This window comes from Pseudotabrizicola sp. (assembly GCF_030684215.1).
In the GTDB taxonomy this organism is placed as follows: Bacteria; Pseudomonadota; Alphaproteobacteria; order Rhodobacterales; family Rhodobacteraceae; genus Pseudotabrizicola.
Genome location: NZ_JAUXOV010000024.1, coordinates 38,433 through 52,837, shown reverse-complemented (window position 1 = coordinate 52,837; position 14,405 = coordinate 38,433). Strand labels below are relative to the sequence as shown.

Below are 14,405 nucleotides of genomic sequence, written 5' to 3'. Positions count from 1 at the left end.
CAGGGTAGGATAGTGCCAGTTTTTTGATCAAATTGGGGCGGGTTGGATGGATTTTGCAAGCGAGGCGGACCGGGTCTATGCCAATGGGGCATTCATTCCGGGCGCTGACGGGTTTGTGCCGAGGTGGCGGGCAGAGGCCGCGGCGTATCGAGGGCGGGCGCGGGCGCAGTTGGGGTTGGGCTATGGGCCCGGCGCACGGCGGCGGTTTGATCTGTTTGCGCCTGAAGGTGCGCCGCGTGGGCTGATGGTGTTTGTGCATGGTGGGTATTGGATGGCCTTTGACCGCGAGGATTGGTCGCATCTGGCGGCGGGGGCGGTAGCACGGGGCTGGGCCTGTGCGGTGCCGTCCTATACGCTGGCACCCGAGGCGCGTATTTCTGCGATGACGGACGAGGTTGCGGCGGCGGTGCGTGCGGCGGCGGATCTGGTGCCGGGCCCGGTGGTGGTTGCGGGGCATTCGGCGGGCGGGCATCTGGCGGCGCGGATGGCTTGTGAAGATGTGCAAAGCCGGGGCGGGCCAAAGGTGGCACGGGTCGTGCCGATCTCTCCGATTGCCGATCTGCGCCCGCTGATGGCGACCGAAATGAATGCCACGCTGCGGCTTGATGATGCAGAGGCTGTGGCGCAAAGCCCGGCGCTGCTGCGACCGCGCGCCGGGGTGCAGGCCCATGTCTGGGTTGGCGGGCAAGAGAGGCCTGCGTTTTTATGGCAGGCGCGGCTGTTATCAGAGGAATGGAACTGTCCGTGGACCGTTGATGCCGGGCGGCATCATTTCGATGTGATGGACGGGTTGACCGACCCCGGCAGCCCGTTGATGGACGCCTGCCTTGGCGGGTTGTGACCCGGAGTCAAAGGCCGCGAGTCTAATGAAATCAATCTGCTCGACAAACGGCCTCATCTGATCGACCGGCAGGCCGCCGAAAGTGACTAGCAGGCGTTGGTCGATCAGGCCGGTCAGGATAAAAGAGGCAAGGATAACGCGCATGTCGGGCTCCGTCTGCGACGGCGTCGAGTGTGGAGCGAATTGACCCAAGGGCAAGCGGTTGACGGGTATGGAAAACCGATCAGGAGTTGGCGTGCATCCGTTCAATGTAGGCGCGCATTTCCTCGGCCTCGTGCCTTGCATCGCGCAGGCCACCCATGGCGGCGCGCAATTCGGCTTCGGTCTGGGCGATCTGGTTCATCAGTTCCGCCTCGCGCTGTTCCAGATAGATAATCGCCTGATCGCGGGTTTCTTCTGCATCGTGCAGCATGGTGGACAAGCTATCCATCTCGGCCATATCGCCCCCGGCGACGCGGGCAAAGCGGTGCATGAGCCAGTGCGAAAACCACCCCAAGGCAAAAGCTGCCATCAAGATGATTGCGGTGACGATGATGAATTCGGTGCGGTTCATTCGATCCGGTTCACAGGGGCCATTGCTCAGACGTTTGTCATGGCCTAGCCGCCACGCGCCGGTCGCGCAAGGGGGCGGGCGGTCTTTTCTGCCGGGGCAACGGAGGGGCTGTCATCGTCAGTGAAGTCCAGCGTGGCTGAATCTTCTGTGGCGTTGATCTGTGCAGAGCTTTGCGACTCTGTGGCCTGATTGCCCGAAGAGTCAGACTCGGCAGTATCGGTCAGGACCGCAGCGCGTTGGGGCTGATCCAGAAGCACAAATTCGATGCGGCGATTGGCCTCACGGCCCGCTTCGGTGGCATTGTCTGCAATCGGGTTTGCCTCGCCGTAGCCGGTGGCCTTCAGTGCCTCGATCGTAACACCGCGCCCTTGCAGTGCCAACAGAACTGCATCGGCGCGGGCCTGACTCAGCGCGCGATTGCCGCTGTCTGACCCTTGGCTGTCGGTATAGCCTGCAATTTCCATCCGCACGGATGGGCAATCTTCCAGCACCTCGGCCAAGGCATCCATGATTCCGGCAGTCTGGCCATCGATTTCGGCAGAGCCGGGCGGGAAAGTGATTTTACGCGTTGTCAGCACCGCGCTGACCCCGGCCGCGCATTCCTGTGGCGTGGGCAGCGCGGCAAGCGGGTCAAGCTTTTCGTCGTAGCGGACGGAAACCTTAAAGGTCTGACCCTGACCCAGTTTGTCGGACAGCACTTGCGAAATGCGGCTGCGCGCGATTTGCGAGCCCGTAACGCCTTCGATTTCAACGGTATCAGAGCGGACAAGAAGCTTTCCTTCGGTCAGTTCGCTCAGGACTTCCAGCCCGGCCAGCACCCGAACGGGCCAGCCATCGGGCAGGTCATCATCAATCCGGGTGGCGGTATAGACATTGCCGACACCGAAACGGGCTTTCGCGTAACTGGAGGCGGCTTCACGCAAAAGCTCGTCCGTGACCCGGCCCCGCAATTCGACCCGGCCATCTGCGGCCAAGGTGGCGGTAAACTCGGCCGGGCCAAGCGCAGAGGTGGATTTCCGCTCCAGCGTTGCGGTCAGCGAAAAGACATCGGGCAGGGCCGTATCCAACTCGCCCACGATACGGTCAAAATCGGATTGCGACACCGTGTCGGCGGCCACGAGCGAGACGTCTGCGTCGGAAAAGGTGATGGTCCCGGCACCAAGTGATGCCATGGCGGTGATCCCGGTGGCGACTGCATCACCCCAGCTTGGTGTCGGCACGCCAAGGCCAACCGTGCAACTGGGGCGGCCCGCTACCCCGGCGGCGGCCCCGGCGGCAATAATGCGGGTGCGGGCACGGTCGGTATCGGCAGAACAGGCATCAAAGCGCGCACCGCTGCCGTCCAGCACAAAGCGCAGAGTAAACGGGGTCAGAACCGGGCGCGGGGCCGAAATGTCGATGGCGACCTGCAACGCGGCAGGTTTGGCGGCGTTCAATTCGTTCATCAGGCGGCGCTGTTCTTCGGCGCTGGTTGCGATGGCGGTGATTTCGACCCGCCCAGCCGAGATTGACACCTTGGACCGTGGCAGGCGCTTTATGGCCTGCATTCCAAAGGCAAAGGCATCGTCCCAGCCCTCTGGCGCGGGGTAATCGGCGGTTTCCAGCATATCGGAAATTGCACCATCGGTGCGCAGGGATTGCGCCTCGGCCAGCAGGGCTTCGGCCGAATCGCTGGTTGGAAGCAGACCGATCAGCTGGATACCATCATCGTTGCGCAACATCTCGACCGAGAACTTCGGGGCCTCAATCGCCTTGACCGGGGTAACCTCCAGCATGTCGCGCACGCGCGAGGCGTCAATGACCGACCCGGCCAGATTGACAGCGCGAAAGCGCGCGGCCTCATTCGGGGCGGTGCCGATAAGGTGCAGTTGCAACCCGTCAGCCTGTGGCGTGGCCCAAGTGATCCCGGCGTCCAGCAAACGGGAGGTGACCGCCTGCTCGGACCGCTGTTCGATCACCACGGCAGAGGCCCATGCGGCCAATGCGGCCACTACGCCTGCGCCAGACACGGCAGCAAGCGCGATAAGGCTATGCGGCAGCTCGCCACCGCGAAGCCGGGCACGGGTGTTGGTTACAAACCCGGAGGTGGCGTGAAGCAGGCGCTTGGGCAAGTCATATTCCCGTCTGGGCCCGCCGACACAGGGCAGGGCTTGGAATCAGGCCGACATTTAGCGTCGGGCCATGCCGTGTCTTAAAAGCCCAAAGGCCGGGGATCAATCACAGCCATGCAGCGGCGGCAAGAAACAGCGCAGCAATCAGCCCGGCATCGCGGTTTGCCCTAAATTCGGCGAGGCAAGAGGCCGGGTCATCCACATTCAGCCGTGCCATCTGCCGTACCATGTGCCAGCCAAAGGCCCAGACCCCGGCAAGTGCTACCGTCAGTTGCAGCGGATCGCGCGCGGGCAGCAGTGCCATCATCACGGCCAGCGCCATCAAAGCCACCGTGGCCAGTAAGAACAGCTTCAGCCACCACCCGGTATGCGTGCCAAAGAGCCGCGCGGTGGATTTGACACCGATCAGCGCGTCATCCTCACGGTCCTGATGCGCATAGATCGTATCGTAAAACAGGGTCCAGGTGATGCCCGAGGCGTAAAGCGCCAGCGCCGCGGGGGGCACTGTTCCCGCATGGGCCGCCCAGGCCAGAATCACGCCCCAGTTGAAGGCCAGCCCCAGAAAAACCTGCGGCCACCAGGTAAAGCGTTTGGCAAAAGGATAGATCGCCACCAGCACCAAAGAGGCCACGCCAAGCCGCACGGCCAGCCCGTTATAGCTGAACAGGATCACCGCCGCCAAAAGTGCCTGCACCCCCATCCAGATGACAGCCTGCCGCACAGATACCTGACCAGAGGGAATCGGCCGCGACCTTGTGCGTGTGACCTGCGCATCAAATTCGCGGTCGGTGATGTCGTTCCATGTGCAGCCCGCCCCTCGCATCAGAAAGGCGCCCGCCGCACAACTGCCCATTAGCCACAGATCCCACATCCGGTAGCTGTCGACTGCCGCAGCCAGCGCAATCCCCCACAGGCAAGGGATCAGCAGCAACCACGTGCCAATCGGCCGGTCGGCCCGGCTGAGTCGCAGATAGGGCCGGGTGGGCGCGGGTGCGATCCTGTCGACCCAATTGTTCTTTGCCGCATCCGCCACAGCGCTTTGCGCAACCTTGATCGCGGCCTCTGGCGTTTCCGGGATTTGGGTCATAGCTTGATGCCTATGGATGCTAAGGTAAGACTCTATGTAGAACAGCCCTTGGGCGCGGGGCAAGCCGTGGCGGTCGGCCCCGAGCAGGCAACCTATCTGTTTGCGGTGATGCGTCTGGCCGTAGGGACGGCGGTTGCGCTGTTCAATGGGGTGGATGGCGAGTGGCTTGCGCGGGTGGCGGATGTGGGCAAGCGGCGTGGGGTTCTTGTCTGCGAAACGCAGACCCGGCCCTTGGCCTTGCCGCCCGATCTGTGGCTGTTGTTTTCACCGATCAGGAAAGAGCGCACGAATTTCATCGTTGAAAAAGCGGTTGAACTGGGCGTGGCGCGGCTTTTGCCGGTGACAACACGCTTTACCCAGTCGGAGCGCTGGCGGCAGGACAAGCAGTTTGCCCATGCCATCGAAGCTGCCGAGCAATGCGGCGCAACCTTTGTGCCAAGGGTGGATGATGTGCAGCCTCTTGACCGGCGGCTGGCAGACTGGCCCGAGGGGCGCGTGCTGCTTTGGGCGGATGAGGCGCTTGCGGGCCGATCTTCCACCCTGACGGGGATCATTGATGCGGGGACGCCTTCGGCCATTCTGATCGGCCCGGAGGGTGGATTTTCAGACGCTGAAAAAACGCAGCTTCGGGCTTTGCCCTTTGTTCGCCCGATCAGCCTTGGCCCGCGCATCTTGCGCGCGGAAACGGCAGCGGTGGCGGCGCTGGTTCTGTGGCAGGCGGCGGTGGGGGATTGGCGATGATCCGCCCCGAGGCGCAAGCGGCGCTGTGGCGCTGGCGCGAGGTTGGCCTGGGCGGTCTGGTGTTGATGCTTGGACTGTGGCTGATCCGTCTGGGGGGCTATCTTCTGGTGCCATTGGGCGTGGGTATCAGTCTGGCGGGCGTGGCGCTTGCGGTGCTGGCATGGCGGCGCTTGCGCTTTGCCACGCCGGGCGATGCGCCAGGCGTGGTGCAGGTCGATGAAGGGCAAGTCGCCTATATGGGTCCGCAGGTTGGCGGCTTCGTGTCGCTCCGCGACCTTATCGAATTGCGCCTGATCGGGATGCGTGGGCGGCGGCTGTGGCGGCTTAAGCAAGCTGACGGGCAAACCCTGCTGATCCCGGTCGAGGCGGCGGGCTCAGAGGCGTTGTTTGATGCCTTTTCCGCTTTGCCCGGCATGTCCAGCGCCGATCTGGTCACCGCGCTTGAGCCGCCAGCCGGAGCGGACAGCCGTGCTGTGATTGCGGGCGGTGAGAACCGTCTGGTCTGGCGCCGCCGTGGGCATGGGTCGGTCATGGCGACCGAATAACCGATACGCTTTTGTGATATGTCGCCTGTGGTGCGTCGCGCCGTCTTGACTTGCCGCGCGGCGCAAGACACCTGTAACCCGCAAAACCCTGATCCCAGCCGGAGCCTGAAGTCCATGTCCATTCCACAATCCGGCGGCGGTGTGATCGAGAGTTTTGACCAGTTGGCGGGGCTGATGGAGTCTGGTTGCAAGCCCAAGACCGACTGGAGCATCGGCACCGAGCATGAAAAGTTCGGCTGGTTGACCGACAGCCACGCGCCGCTGCCCTACGCGGGCGACCGGTCGATCTCGGCCCTGTTTGCGGGGCTGGAGACGCGCTTTGGCTGGAAACCCGTGCGCGAAGGCGGCAATGTGATCGGCCTGCAACGCAATGGCGCGAATATCAGCCTTGAACCCGGCGGGCAGTTTGAATTGTCCGGCGCGATGATGACCAACATGCACGAGACTGCGGCGGAACTTCGCAATCACCTTGACGAAGTTGCCGTCATTGCCGACCCAATGGGCGTGCGATTCATGGGGATCGGGGCTGCGCCCGAATGGCGCCACGAACAGATGCCGGTGATGCCAAAGGGGCGCTATCGGCTGATGACCGATTACATGGGCCGCGTGGGCACCCATGGCACCCAGATGATGTATCGCACCTCTACCGTGCAAGTGAACCTCGACTACGCGTCCGAGGCCGATATGGTGAAAAAACTGCGGGTGGCGATAGCGTTGCAACCTGTGGCAACGGCCCTTTTCGCTTCCAGTCCGTTCTTTGATGGCAAGCCGAACGGCCACCGCTCTTGGCGCAGCCGGATCTGGCGCGGGCTGGATGACAGCCGCACCGGAATGCTGCCCTTTGCCTTTCAGGAAGGCTTCGGTTTTCAGGCCTATGTCGACTGGGTGCTGGATGTGCCGATGTATTTTGTCTATCGCGACGGCAGCTATATCAACGCTTTGGGCCAGTCTTTCCGCGATTTCCTGCGCGGCGAACTCCCTGCGCTGCCGGGAGAAAAGCCTACCCTGTCCGACTGGGCTGACCATATGACGACCGTCTTCCCCGAAGCGCGCGTCAAGAAGTACATTGAGATGCGCGGGGCCGATTGCGGCGACGAGGCCCATATCAACGCTCTGCCCGCTTTCTGGGTCGGGCTGATGTATGACAACAGTGCGCTGGACGCCGCCTGGGATCTGGTCAAGGGCCTCGACACGGAAACACGCGAGGCGCTGCGGGTCGCCGCCTCGGTCTCGGCGCTGAAGGGCGCAGCAAACGGCGTCCGGCTGGAAAGCCTGGCAAACGCAGCGGTCGATCTTGCCCAAGCGGGCCTGAAGGCGCGGGGCTTGGGCGAAGAAACCTATCTGGCCCCGCTTCACACCGCCCTCGCCACCAAAGAAGTTCAAGCCGACCGGCTGCTGCGCCTGTATCAGACTGACTGGCAGCATTCTCTGACCCCGATCTATCAGGCGACCAGCCTCTGAGGGGGGGCGCTGCCCCCCCGCGCTGTGCGCCCCCCCCCCGGAGTATTTCTCAAGCAGCAATGCGCAAATTTGCTGCTTGCCAAAAACTCCCGCGCGGAGCGCACAACTGAGGAGACGCGGCGCAGCCCGCGCGACGAGATAAAAAACCTGCGGCGCAAGCCGCTCTATCGGATCAACTCTGGTGCAGCGGATCGCCGCTGGGCGCAGGCCGCGTCATTTGCGGCCGATCCTTGGTTCGGTGCCGGTGCGCAACCGGGCGATGTTGGTGCTGTGGCGCGCAAAGATCAGCGCGCCTAGTGCGATGGCCAGCAGGGTCATCTGCGGGTAGCCCAGCACCGCCAGCCAAACTGGGGTCAGGGCAGCAGCAACCAGCGCCGACAGCGACGAGATCCGGCTGATCGCGGCAGTCACGGCCCATGTGGCGCAGGCTGCAACGCCCACGGGCCACGCCAGCGCGATCAGCGTGCCAAGGAAGGTGGCCACGCCCTTGCCGCCTTTGAACCCCAGCCAGACCGGGAACAGGTGGCCCAGAAAGGAAAACAGCCCTGCCACCTGCGCGGCGTCCGGCCCGACCAGTGCCCGGGCGAACAGGACGGCGATGCCGCCTTTTCCCGCATCCAGCAACAGGGTCGCAAGGGCTGCGGGTTTGTTTCCGGTGCGCAGCACATTGGTGGCTCCGATATTGCCCGAGCCGATTTTGCGCAGATCACCCAAGCCAAGCGCGCGGGTGATCACGATGCCAAAGGGAATCGATCCCAGCAGATAAGAAAGGGCTGCGGTCAGCAACAACAGCATCGGGGCGGAGGAGAAATCGGGCATTTAGGATGCGGCTCCGTAAACCTGTCGGCCATCGACAAAACTGGCCAGAACCTTACCCTCCATCCGGGTGCCGTCAAAGGGGGTGTTCTTTGACTTTGATGCCAGCGCGAAACGGTCCAGCACAAAGGGCGTGTCGGGGTTGAATAGCACTAGATCGGCGGGTGCGCCCTCGGCCATGCGGCCCTGCGGCAGCCCAAGGCGGCGGGCGGGGTTCAGCGCCAGAGCGCGGAACAGTTGCGGCAGGGTCAGCTGGCCCGCGTGCCACAGGCGCAGCGCGGCGGGCAGCAGGGTTTGCAGACCCACCGCACCGCTTGCGGCATCCTCAAATGGCAGGCGTTTGGATTCTTCATCTGCGGGCGTGTGAAAGCTGCCGATCACGTCGATCAGGCCCGAGGCCACCGCGTCGATCATCGCAAGTCGGTCATCTTCGGACCGCAAAGGCGGCGTCAGCTTGAAGAAGGTGCGGTAATCGCCGACGTCGAATTCGTTAAGCGTCAGGTGGTGGATCGAGACGCCTGCCGTCACGTCCAGCCCGTTGGCCTTGGCGCGTTCCAGCGCAGGCAGGCTGCGGGCGGTGGTGATCTGGTCGGCGTGATAGCGCGCACTGGTCATCTCGATCAGGCCAAGGTCGCGGTCCAGCCCGATGCGTTCGGCCATCGGATGCACTGCCGGGATGCCGCGCAGAGACGCAAACTTGCCGCTGGTGGCGGCGGCGCCCAGTGAAAGCCCCGGTTCCTGCGGATGGCCGATCACCAGCGCGCCAAGGCTGCGGGCATAGGTCAGCGCGCGCGACAGCACCTTTGGGTCGGTGGTGACGCGGGTGGCATCCGTAAAGGCGATGGCACCTGCATCCAGCAAAAAGCCGATCTCGGTCATCTCGCGTCCGTCGCGACCCTTGGTCAGCGCGGCCATGTGGCGGATACGGACGGCTGACGCTTCCGCTGCGCGACGTGTCACGAATTCCAGCACCTCTGGCGTGTCGATGGCGGGGGTGGTGTCGGGCCGGGCGATCATCGTGGTGACTCCGCCTGCGGCCGCCGCCAGCCCGGCAGAGCGGAAAGATTCCTTGTGCCGCTCGCCGGGTTCGCCGATCTTCACGCCCCAGTCGATGATGCCCGGCGCAAGGCAGGCGCCGCCACAGTCGATGACCTGCGCGCCTTTGGGGGCAGATGCCGCGCCGATGGCGGCGATCTGGCCTGCGTGCAGGATCACATTGCCGGTGGTGACGGTATCGCCCTCGGGGTCGATGATGCGGGCGTTTTCCAAAAACAGGGTCATCGCGGGGCCTTTGTGCAGCGTGAGGGTCATCGCAGCGCCTGTGTCAGGCGGGCCGCGTCGGCGGCGGGGTCAGCGAGGTATTTGATCAGATGCTTGTCACCCGTAGCGGTGATCACCTGCACCGAGCCAAAGAAAGGGCGCGCGGTGGTGATCTGGGCGCGGGGCAAGGTCAGGCCACGCGGACCAATCAGGCGGCGGTCGGTCAGAGTCCACAGGTCGCCAAGCGCCTCGGAAGCAACATAGAGCGCACGCACGGCGATGGCGAGGGCCGCACCGATCGGCCCCATAACCGGATAGGGGTTGCCCTGCCACAAAAGAACCAGCCCGACTGCCGCCCCCAAGGCGATTGCCATGATCAGATGCGCGCGCCAATAGGTCAGGCGGTCTGGGGTAAAGGTTGCGACAAGGGTTTCGCCTTCGGATAAAATGGGCGCGGTCATCCGGCCCCCCAGATGAACAGGGCGACAAATATCGCCAGCAGGATCAGAACCACGGTGGCCACCCGTCCTGACATGGCCGCGTCAGAGGGACGCTTTTTCATGGGCAGGTTGATGGTATCAGCGGCGGCGTCATAGCCTGTCATCCCGGTGCGCGCGGGCGAGGGCACCTCAAAATACCGTCCGATCAGACGCAGGGGGGCGCGTGGCGACAGGCGGCCCTGACCCAAGGCAGGGCGGAACACCAGCAAAAGCGGGCCGCGCAGGGCGTTCAGCGTGGTGGTGTCAGGGGCGAGGCTGTCTTCGGCGATGCCCTGACCTTCGGCCAGATAGCGCGACAGGCCGTATTCAGTGAAGGTGTCGGCGTCGATCAGTTCGATCTGGGTGGGGTCAAGGATATCTGCGCCCAAGGCGTCAGACAGAGGGTCGCCTGCAAAGCTTGCGGCCTCATCCTCGGGCAGGTCGATGGCGAAAACCCATACCGAGCGCTCTGGCCCAACCGGAATGGCGAGCGGGTCGGTCATGCCATGACCCCAGCGGCTTTTGCGCCACGGTCGGCGCGCAGGTTGCGGGCCAAGAGGTCCATGCAAGCCATCCGCACGGCAACCCCCATTTCGACCTGTTCCTGAATCACGGATCGGTTGATGTCATCTGCCAGTTCGCCATCTATCTCGACCCCGCGGTTCATCGGGCCTGGGTGCATGACAATGGCATCTGGCTTTGCATGGGTCAGCTTTTCGGCATCCAGCCCGTATCGGTGGTAATATTCGCGCTCGGACGGGATGAAGCCGCCATCCATGCGCTCGCGTTGCAGGCGCAGCATCATCACCACATCGGCTCCGTCCAGCCCCTTGCGCATGTCGTCAAACAGCTCACAGCCAAATTCGCCCACGCCCGCTGGCATCAGGGTGGGGGGCGCGATCAGGCGGATGCGGTTTTCCATCTTGCCCAGCAGGATCAGGTTGGACCGCGCAACGCGTGAATGTGCGATATCGCCGCAAATCGCCACTGTCAGACGCTGGATGCGACCCTTGGCGCGGCGGATGGTCAGCGCATCAAGAAGCGCCTGCGTCGGGTGTTCGTGCCGCCCGTCGCCCGCGTTCAGCACAGCACAATTCACTTTTGACGCCAGAAGGTTGACCGCCCCGCTTGACCCGTGCCGCACCACCAGCAGATCGGGGTGCATCGCGTTCAACGTCATCGCGGTGTCGATAAGAGTCTCGCCCTTTTTGACGCTGCTTTGCGCGACGGCCATGTTCATCACATCTGCCCCAAGCCGCTTGCCTGCCAGCTCGAAGCTGGCTTGTGTGCGGGTGGAGTTCTCAAAGAACATGTTGATCTGGGTCATCCCCGCCAGCGCGTCGGATTGCTTTACCGTGCGGCGGTTCAGATCGACATAGCGATCTGCCAGATCCAGAATGGCAAGGATTTCTTGCGGCGACAGATGCTCGATTCCCAGCAGATGGCGTGCGCGAAACATCAGGGGTCTCCTTGCTGCGGGTTATGGGCCTGCGGGTATGACGTGCTTATGCCAAAGGGGCGCAGGATGGGCAACGGAGAACCGCTTCTTGCAGGCGGGGGGTTGCGGGCCTAGCCTGCACGCCATGGGAATCGCACAAGACATTCTGGCCGATTGGCACGCATCGCATGCGGCACTGCTGTGGCAGATCGATCTTGGCATCGACGAATGGCTGCTGGATGATCCGATAAACCGCCATGAGCTGGCGGATCCGGTCAAGCCTGTACCCGTTGTGGCCCCGACGACGACCGCCCCTGTGGCTGTGCGGCGGGCGGCTGCGCCTGCGCCTGTGATTGACACGCCAAAGGTGGATGCGGTGGCCGAAGCCCGCGCAAGTGCCGCACGCGCCGGCACGCTGGCGGAATTGCGCGCGGCGATTGACGCCTTCACCCATTGCGATTTGCGCCGGGGCGCGCGCAATCTGGTCTTTGCTGACGGTCTGCCGGGCGCGCGGGTGCTGATCCTTGGTGAAGCGCCCGGCCCGGATGAGGACCGTGAGGGGCGGCCCTTTGTCGGGCAGGCAGGGCAATTGCTGGACGAGATGTTTGAGGCGATCGGCCTGTCACGCGCAGCAGCGCTTCCCGGTGACGCCCTGTATCTGACTGGCGTTTTGCCGTGGCGCTGTCTGGGTAATGGTGAACCCACACCCGGCGATATCGCGATGATGCGCCCCTTTGTCGAGCGCCACATCGAATTGGCCGCGCCCGATTTCATCGTAGCCATGGGCAATGCGGCCCTTTTTGCGCTGACGCAGACACGGGGGGTGGCGCGTTTGCGCGGGCAATGGACGCAGGCGCTTGGCCGCCCGCTGTTGCCAATGCTGCACCCAGACAGCCTGTTGCGCACGCCGATTGCAAAGCGTGAAGCGTGGGAAGATTTGCTGGCGCTGGAGGCGCGATTGGCACAATGAGCCGGATTGACGAGAGCAAAGAGTTTATCCCGGTGCGCATTGCGGTGCTGACGGTGAGCGACACCCGCACAGTCGTCGATGACCGCTCTGGTGATACGCTGGTGGAACGTCTGACCGGGGCGGGGCATTTGTTGGCCGCGCGGGGGATTGTTACCGATGACCGCGATCTGATTGCTGGCCAGTTGCGGGCGTGGATCGCCGACAAGAACGTTGATGTGATCCTTACCACGGGGGGCACCGGTCTTACAGGCCGCGATGTAACTGTCGAGGCGCACCGAGATGTGTATGAAAAGGAAATCGAGGCGTTTGGCACGGTGTTCACCATCGTCTCGATGCAGAAAATCGGCACCTCGGCGGTGCAAAGCCGCGCCTGTGGTGGCGTGGCTGGTGGGACCTATCTGTTTGCGCTGCCCGGAAGCCCCGGTGCCTGCCGCGATGCCTGGGACGAGATTTTGCGCTGGCAGCTGGATTTCCGCCATCGCCCCTGCAATTTTGTCGAGATATTTCCAAGGCTCGACGAACATCACCGCCGGAAATAACGACGGATGCGTGCGGCTTCGGCGTAACACCCTTGTGGTTGGACGAAAGGTCGGGCCGCGTTACTGTTAGCCTGTGGTTTAATCCGGAGCTTTTATGCGATTTCTGGCGCGCTCTCTGACTGGCCTGTTTCTGGCCGCCCTGACTCTCGGGCTGTTGGCCCTTGCGGCGAGTATGATCGCGGGGGCGGTGTCTGACCGTTTGTCAACCGACAGACCGGGTCAGCCCGCGCGGGAACGTGTGTTTTCAGCCAATGTAATGACGGTGACACCGAGGATTGTGGTGCCTCAGACTGTCGCCTTTGGCGAAATACGGTCGCGCCGCACGCTGGAATTGCGCGCGCCGCGGGGCGGACGGGTGCTGGAGATTGCACCGGGGGTTGAGGATGGCGCAACCGTGACCGAAGGTCAGGTTCTTGTGCGGCTTGACCCGGTTGACGCCACATCGGCGCGCGATCTGGCGCAGGCGGGCCTGCGCGATGCCGAAGCCGAGGGGCGCGACGCAGAGCGCGGTCTGGTGCTTGCGCGCGATGATCTGGCTGCGGCGCAGGCGCAGGCCAGCCTGCGCGGGCAGGCCTTGACCCGGCAAGAGGATTTGCAGCGCCGGGGTGTCGGTTCCCCCGCGGCGGTGGAAACGGCTGCTTTGGCACTGTCTTCTGCGGAACAGGCGGTGCTGTCGCGCAGGTCTGCCCTGGCACAGGCCGAGGCGCGGGTAGATCAGGCGATCTCCAGTCTTTCGCGGGCGGGCATTGCACTGGCCGAGGCCGAACGCGCGCTGGCTGATACCGAGATTCGCGCCAGTTTCACCGGGCGTCTGAATGGCGTGACTGTGGTTGCGGGCGGATTGGTCGGTGCCAATGAGCGGCTGGCCGAACTGATTGACCCCGACCGGCTGGAAGTGTCGTTCCGCCTGTCCACCGCTCAGTTTTCCCGCCTGCTGGATGCGCAGGGCGGTCTGATTTCTGCGCCAGTCACCGTGTCTCTGGATGTGTTGGGGGCGGAAATTGTTGCAATTGGCCGGGTGGAGCGCGTGGGGGCGGCTGTGGGGGAAGGCGCCACGGGGCGGCTGATCTATGCCTCACTGGATAGCGCACGCGGGTTTCGGCCCGGTGATTTCGTGACCGTGACCATTGCCGAGCCGGAAGTGGAGGGCATGGCCCTGCTGCCTGCGACGGCGGTGGACAGCCGGGGCGGTGTCTTGCTGGTCGGAGCTGATAACCGTCTTGAGGCTCAGGTGGTGCCGGTTCTGCGGCGGCAGGGCGATGATGTGATTGTCGATGTGCGCGCCATTGCCGGGCGCGAGGTGGTCCTTGAACGCTCGCCACTGCTGGGCGCGGGCATTCGGATCAACCCGATCCGTCCGGGCGCAAGTGCCGCGACTGTGGCGCCCGCGCAAGTGGCCGAGACAGTTGTTCTGACACCCGAGCGCCGAGCCGGTCTGATCGCGCTTGTCGAAGGCAACAACCGTATGCCTGAGGAGGCCAAGGCGCGGATGCTGGAGCAGCTGGCGCAAGATCAGGTGCCTGCGCAGGTCGTGGCCCGGCTTGAAAGCCGGATGGGGGGCTAG

Annotated in this window: 15 protein-coding genes; 7 read left to right on the top strand and 8 right to left on the bottom strand. The window is 63.8% G+C overall.

The window, feature by feature from the left end; all coding sequences use genetic code 11:
* The first annotated feature begins 46 nt into the window (after window positions 1–46).
* Entirely contained in the window at window positions 47–841 is a 795-nt protein-coding gene (locus Q8K08_RS03190; RefSeq protein WP_305249185.1) for an alpha/beta hydrolase, read from the top strand.
* Between the two features lie 223 nt (window positions 842–1,064).
* Here Q8K08_RS03190 and Q8K08_RS03185 read toward each other — a convergent pair whose 3' ends face one another.
* From Q8K08_RS03185 to ubiA, 3 genes are all read right to left on the bottom strand, one after another.
* The gene (locus tag Q8K08_RS03185) at window positions 1,065–1,394 is read right to left on the bottom strand and encodes a hypothetical protein (protein ID WP_304800126.1); all 330 of its coding nucleotides are present in this window, start codon (window positions 1,392–1,394) and stop codon (window positions 1,065–1,067) included.
* Between the two features lie 44 nt (window positions 1,395–1,438).
* Entirely contained in the window at window positions 1,439–3,505 is a 2,067-nt protein-coding gene (locus tag Q8K08_RS03180) for an OmpA family protein (RefSeq protein WP_305249184.1), read from the bottom strand.
* 106 nt (window positions 3,506–3,611) lie between these two features.
* A complete protein-coding gene (gene ubiA / locus Q8K08_RS03175) occupies window positions 3,612–4,592 on the bottom strand; it encodes a 4-hydroxybenzoate octaprenyltransferase (protein WP_304796488.1) in 981 nt (326 codons plus the stop codon).
* 12 nt (window positions 4,593–4,604) lie between these two features.
* On the opposite strand from ubiA, the gene Q8K08_RS03170 reads away from it, so the two are divergent.
* The 3 genes from Q8K08_RS03170 to Q8K08_RS03160 all read left to right on the top strand — a co-directional run bounded on the left by Q8K08_RS03170 (window position 4,605) and on the right by Q8K08_RS03160 (window position 7,339).
* The gene (locus Q8K08_RS03170) at window positions 4,605–5,333 is read left to right on the top strand and encodes a 16S rRNA (uracil(1498)-N(3))-methyltransferase (protein ID WP_304796502.1); all 729 of its coding nucleotides are present in this window, start codon (window positions 4,605–4,607) and stop codon (window positions 5,331–5,333) included.
* Complete coding sequence (locus tag Q8K08_RS03165; protein WP_305249183.1) at window positions 5,330–5,878, top strand: hypothetical protein; 549 nt, start codon at window positions 5,330–5,332, stop codon at window positions 5,876–5,878. Before Q8K08_RS03170 ends, Q8K08_RS03165 begins: the two co-directional genes overlap by 4 nt.
* A gap of 114 nt (window positions 5,879–5,992) precedes the next feature.
* A complete protein-coding gene (locus tag Q8K08_RS03160; RefSeq protein WP_305249182.1) occupies window positions 5,993–7,339 on the top strand; it encodes a glutamate--cysteine ligase in 1,347 nt (448 codons plus the stop codon).
* Window positions 7,340–7,552: 213 nt separating this feature from the next.
* On the opposite strand, the gene plsY is transcribed toward Q8K08_RS03160, so the two are convergent.
* The 5 genes from plsY to Q8K08_RS03135 are packed head-to-tail and all read right to left on the bottom strand — an operon-like array spanning window position 7,553 to window position 11,356.
* A complete protein-coding gene (plsY, locus tag Q8K08_RS03155) occupies window positions 7,553–8,158 on the bottom strand; it encodes a glycerol-3-phosphate 1-O-acyltransferase PlsY (RefSeq protein WP_305249181.1) in 606 nt (201 codons plus the stop codon).
* Window positions 8,159–9,436 (bottom strand): dihydroorotase, encoded by a 1,278-nt coding sequence (gene pyrC / locus Q8K08_RS03150; protein ID WP_305249274.1) that lies wholly within the window; start codon window positions 9,434–9,436, stop codon window positions 8,159–8,161.
* Window positions 9,437–9,462: 26 nt separating this feature from the next.
* Complete coding sequence (locus tag Q8K08_RS03145; protein WP_305249180.1) at window positions 9,463–9,876, bottom strand: hypothetical protein; 414 nt, start codon at window positions 9,874–9,876, stop codon at window positions 9,463–9,465.
* Window positions 9,873–10,397: a hypothetical protein gene (locus Q8K08_RS03140; protein ID WP_304798321.1), complete on the bottom strand. Its 525-nt coding sequence runs from the start codon at window positions 10,395–10,397 to the stop codon at window positions 9,873–9,875. The genes Q8K08_RS03145 and Q8K08_RS03140 overlap by 4 nt, the downstream gene beginning before the upstream one ends.
* Window positions 10,394–11,356 carry an aspartate carbamoyltransferase catalytic subunit gene (locus tag Q8K08_RS03135; protein ID WP_304798360.1) on the bottom strand — a complete coding sequence of 321 codons (963 nt, stop codon included), beginning with the start codon at window positions 11,354–11,356 and terminating at the stop codon, window positions 10,394–10,396. Before Q8K08_RS03135 ends, Q8K08_RS03140 begins: the two co-directional genes overlap by 4 nt.
* A gap of 121 nt (window positions 11,357–11,477) precedes the next feature.
* On the opposite strand from Q8K08_RS03135, the gene Q8K08_RS03130 reads away from it, so the two are divergent.
* The 3 genes from Q8K08_RS03130 to Q8K08_RS03120 all read left to right on the top strand — a co-directional run bounded on the left by Q8K08_RS03130 (window position 11,478) and on the right by Q8K08_RS03120 (window position 14,405).
* On the top strand, window positions 11,478–12,302 hold the full coding sequence (locus Q8K08_RS03130; RefSeq protein WP_305249179.1) for a uracil-DNA glycosylase family protein: 825 nt from the start codon (window positions 11,478–11,480) through the stop codon (window positions 12,300–12,302).
* Window positions 12,299–12,841, top strand: a complete 543-nt coding sequence (moaB, locus tag Q8K08_RS03125; RefSeq protein WP_304798328.1) for a molybdenum cofactor biosynthesis protein B — start codon at window positions 12,299–12,301, stop codon at window positions 12,839–12,841. Before Q8K08_RS03130 ends, moaB begins: the two co-directional genes overlap by 4 nt.
* Before the next feature lie 94 nt (window positions 12,842–12,935).
* Entirely contained in the window at window positions 12,936–14,405 is a 1,470-nt protein-coding gene (locus tag Q8K08_RS03120; RefSeq protein ID WP_305249178.1) for an efflux RND transporter periplasmic adaptor subunit, read from the top strand.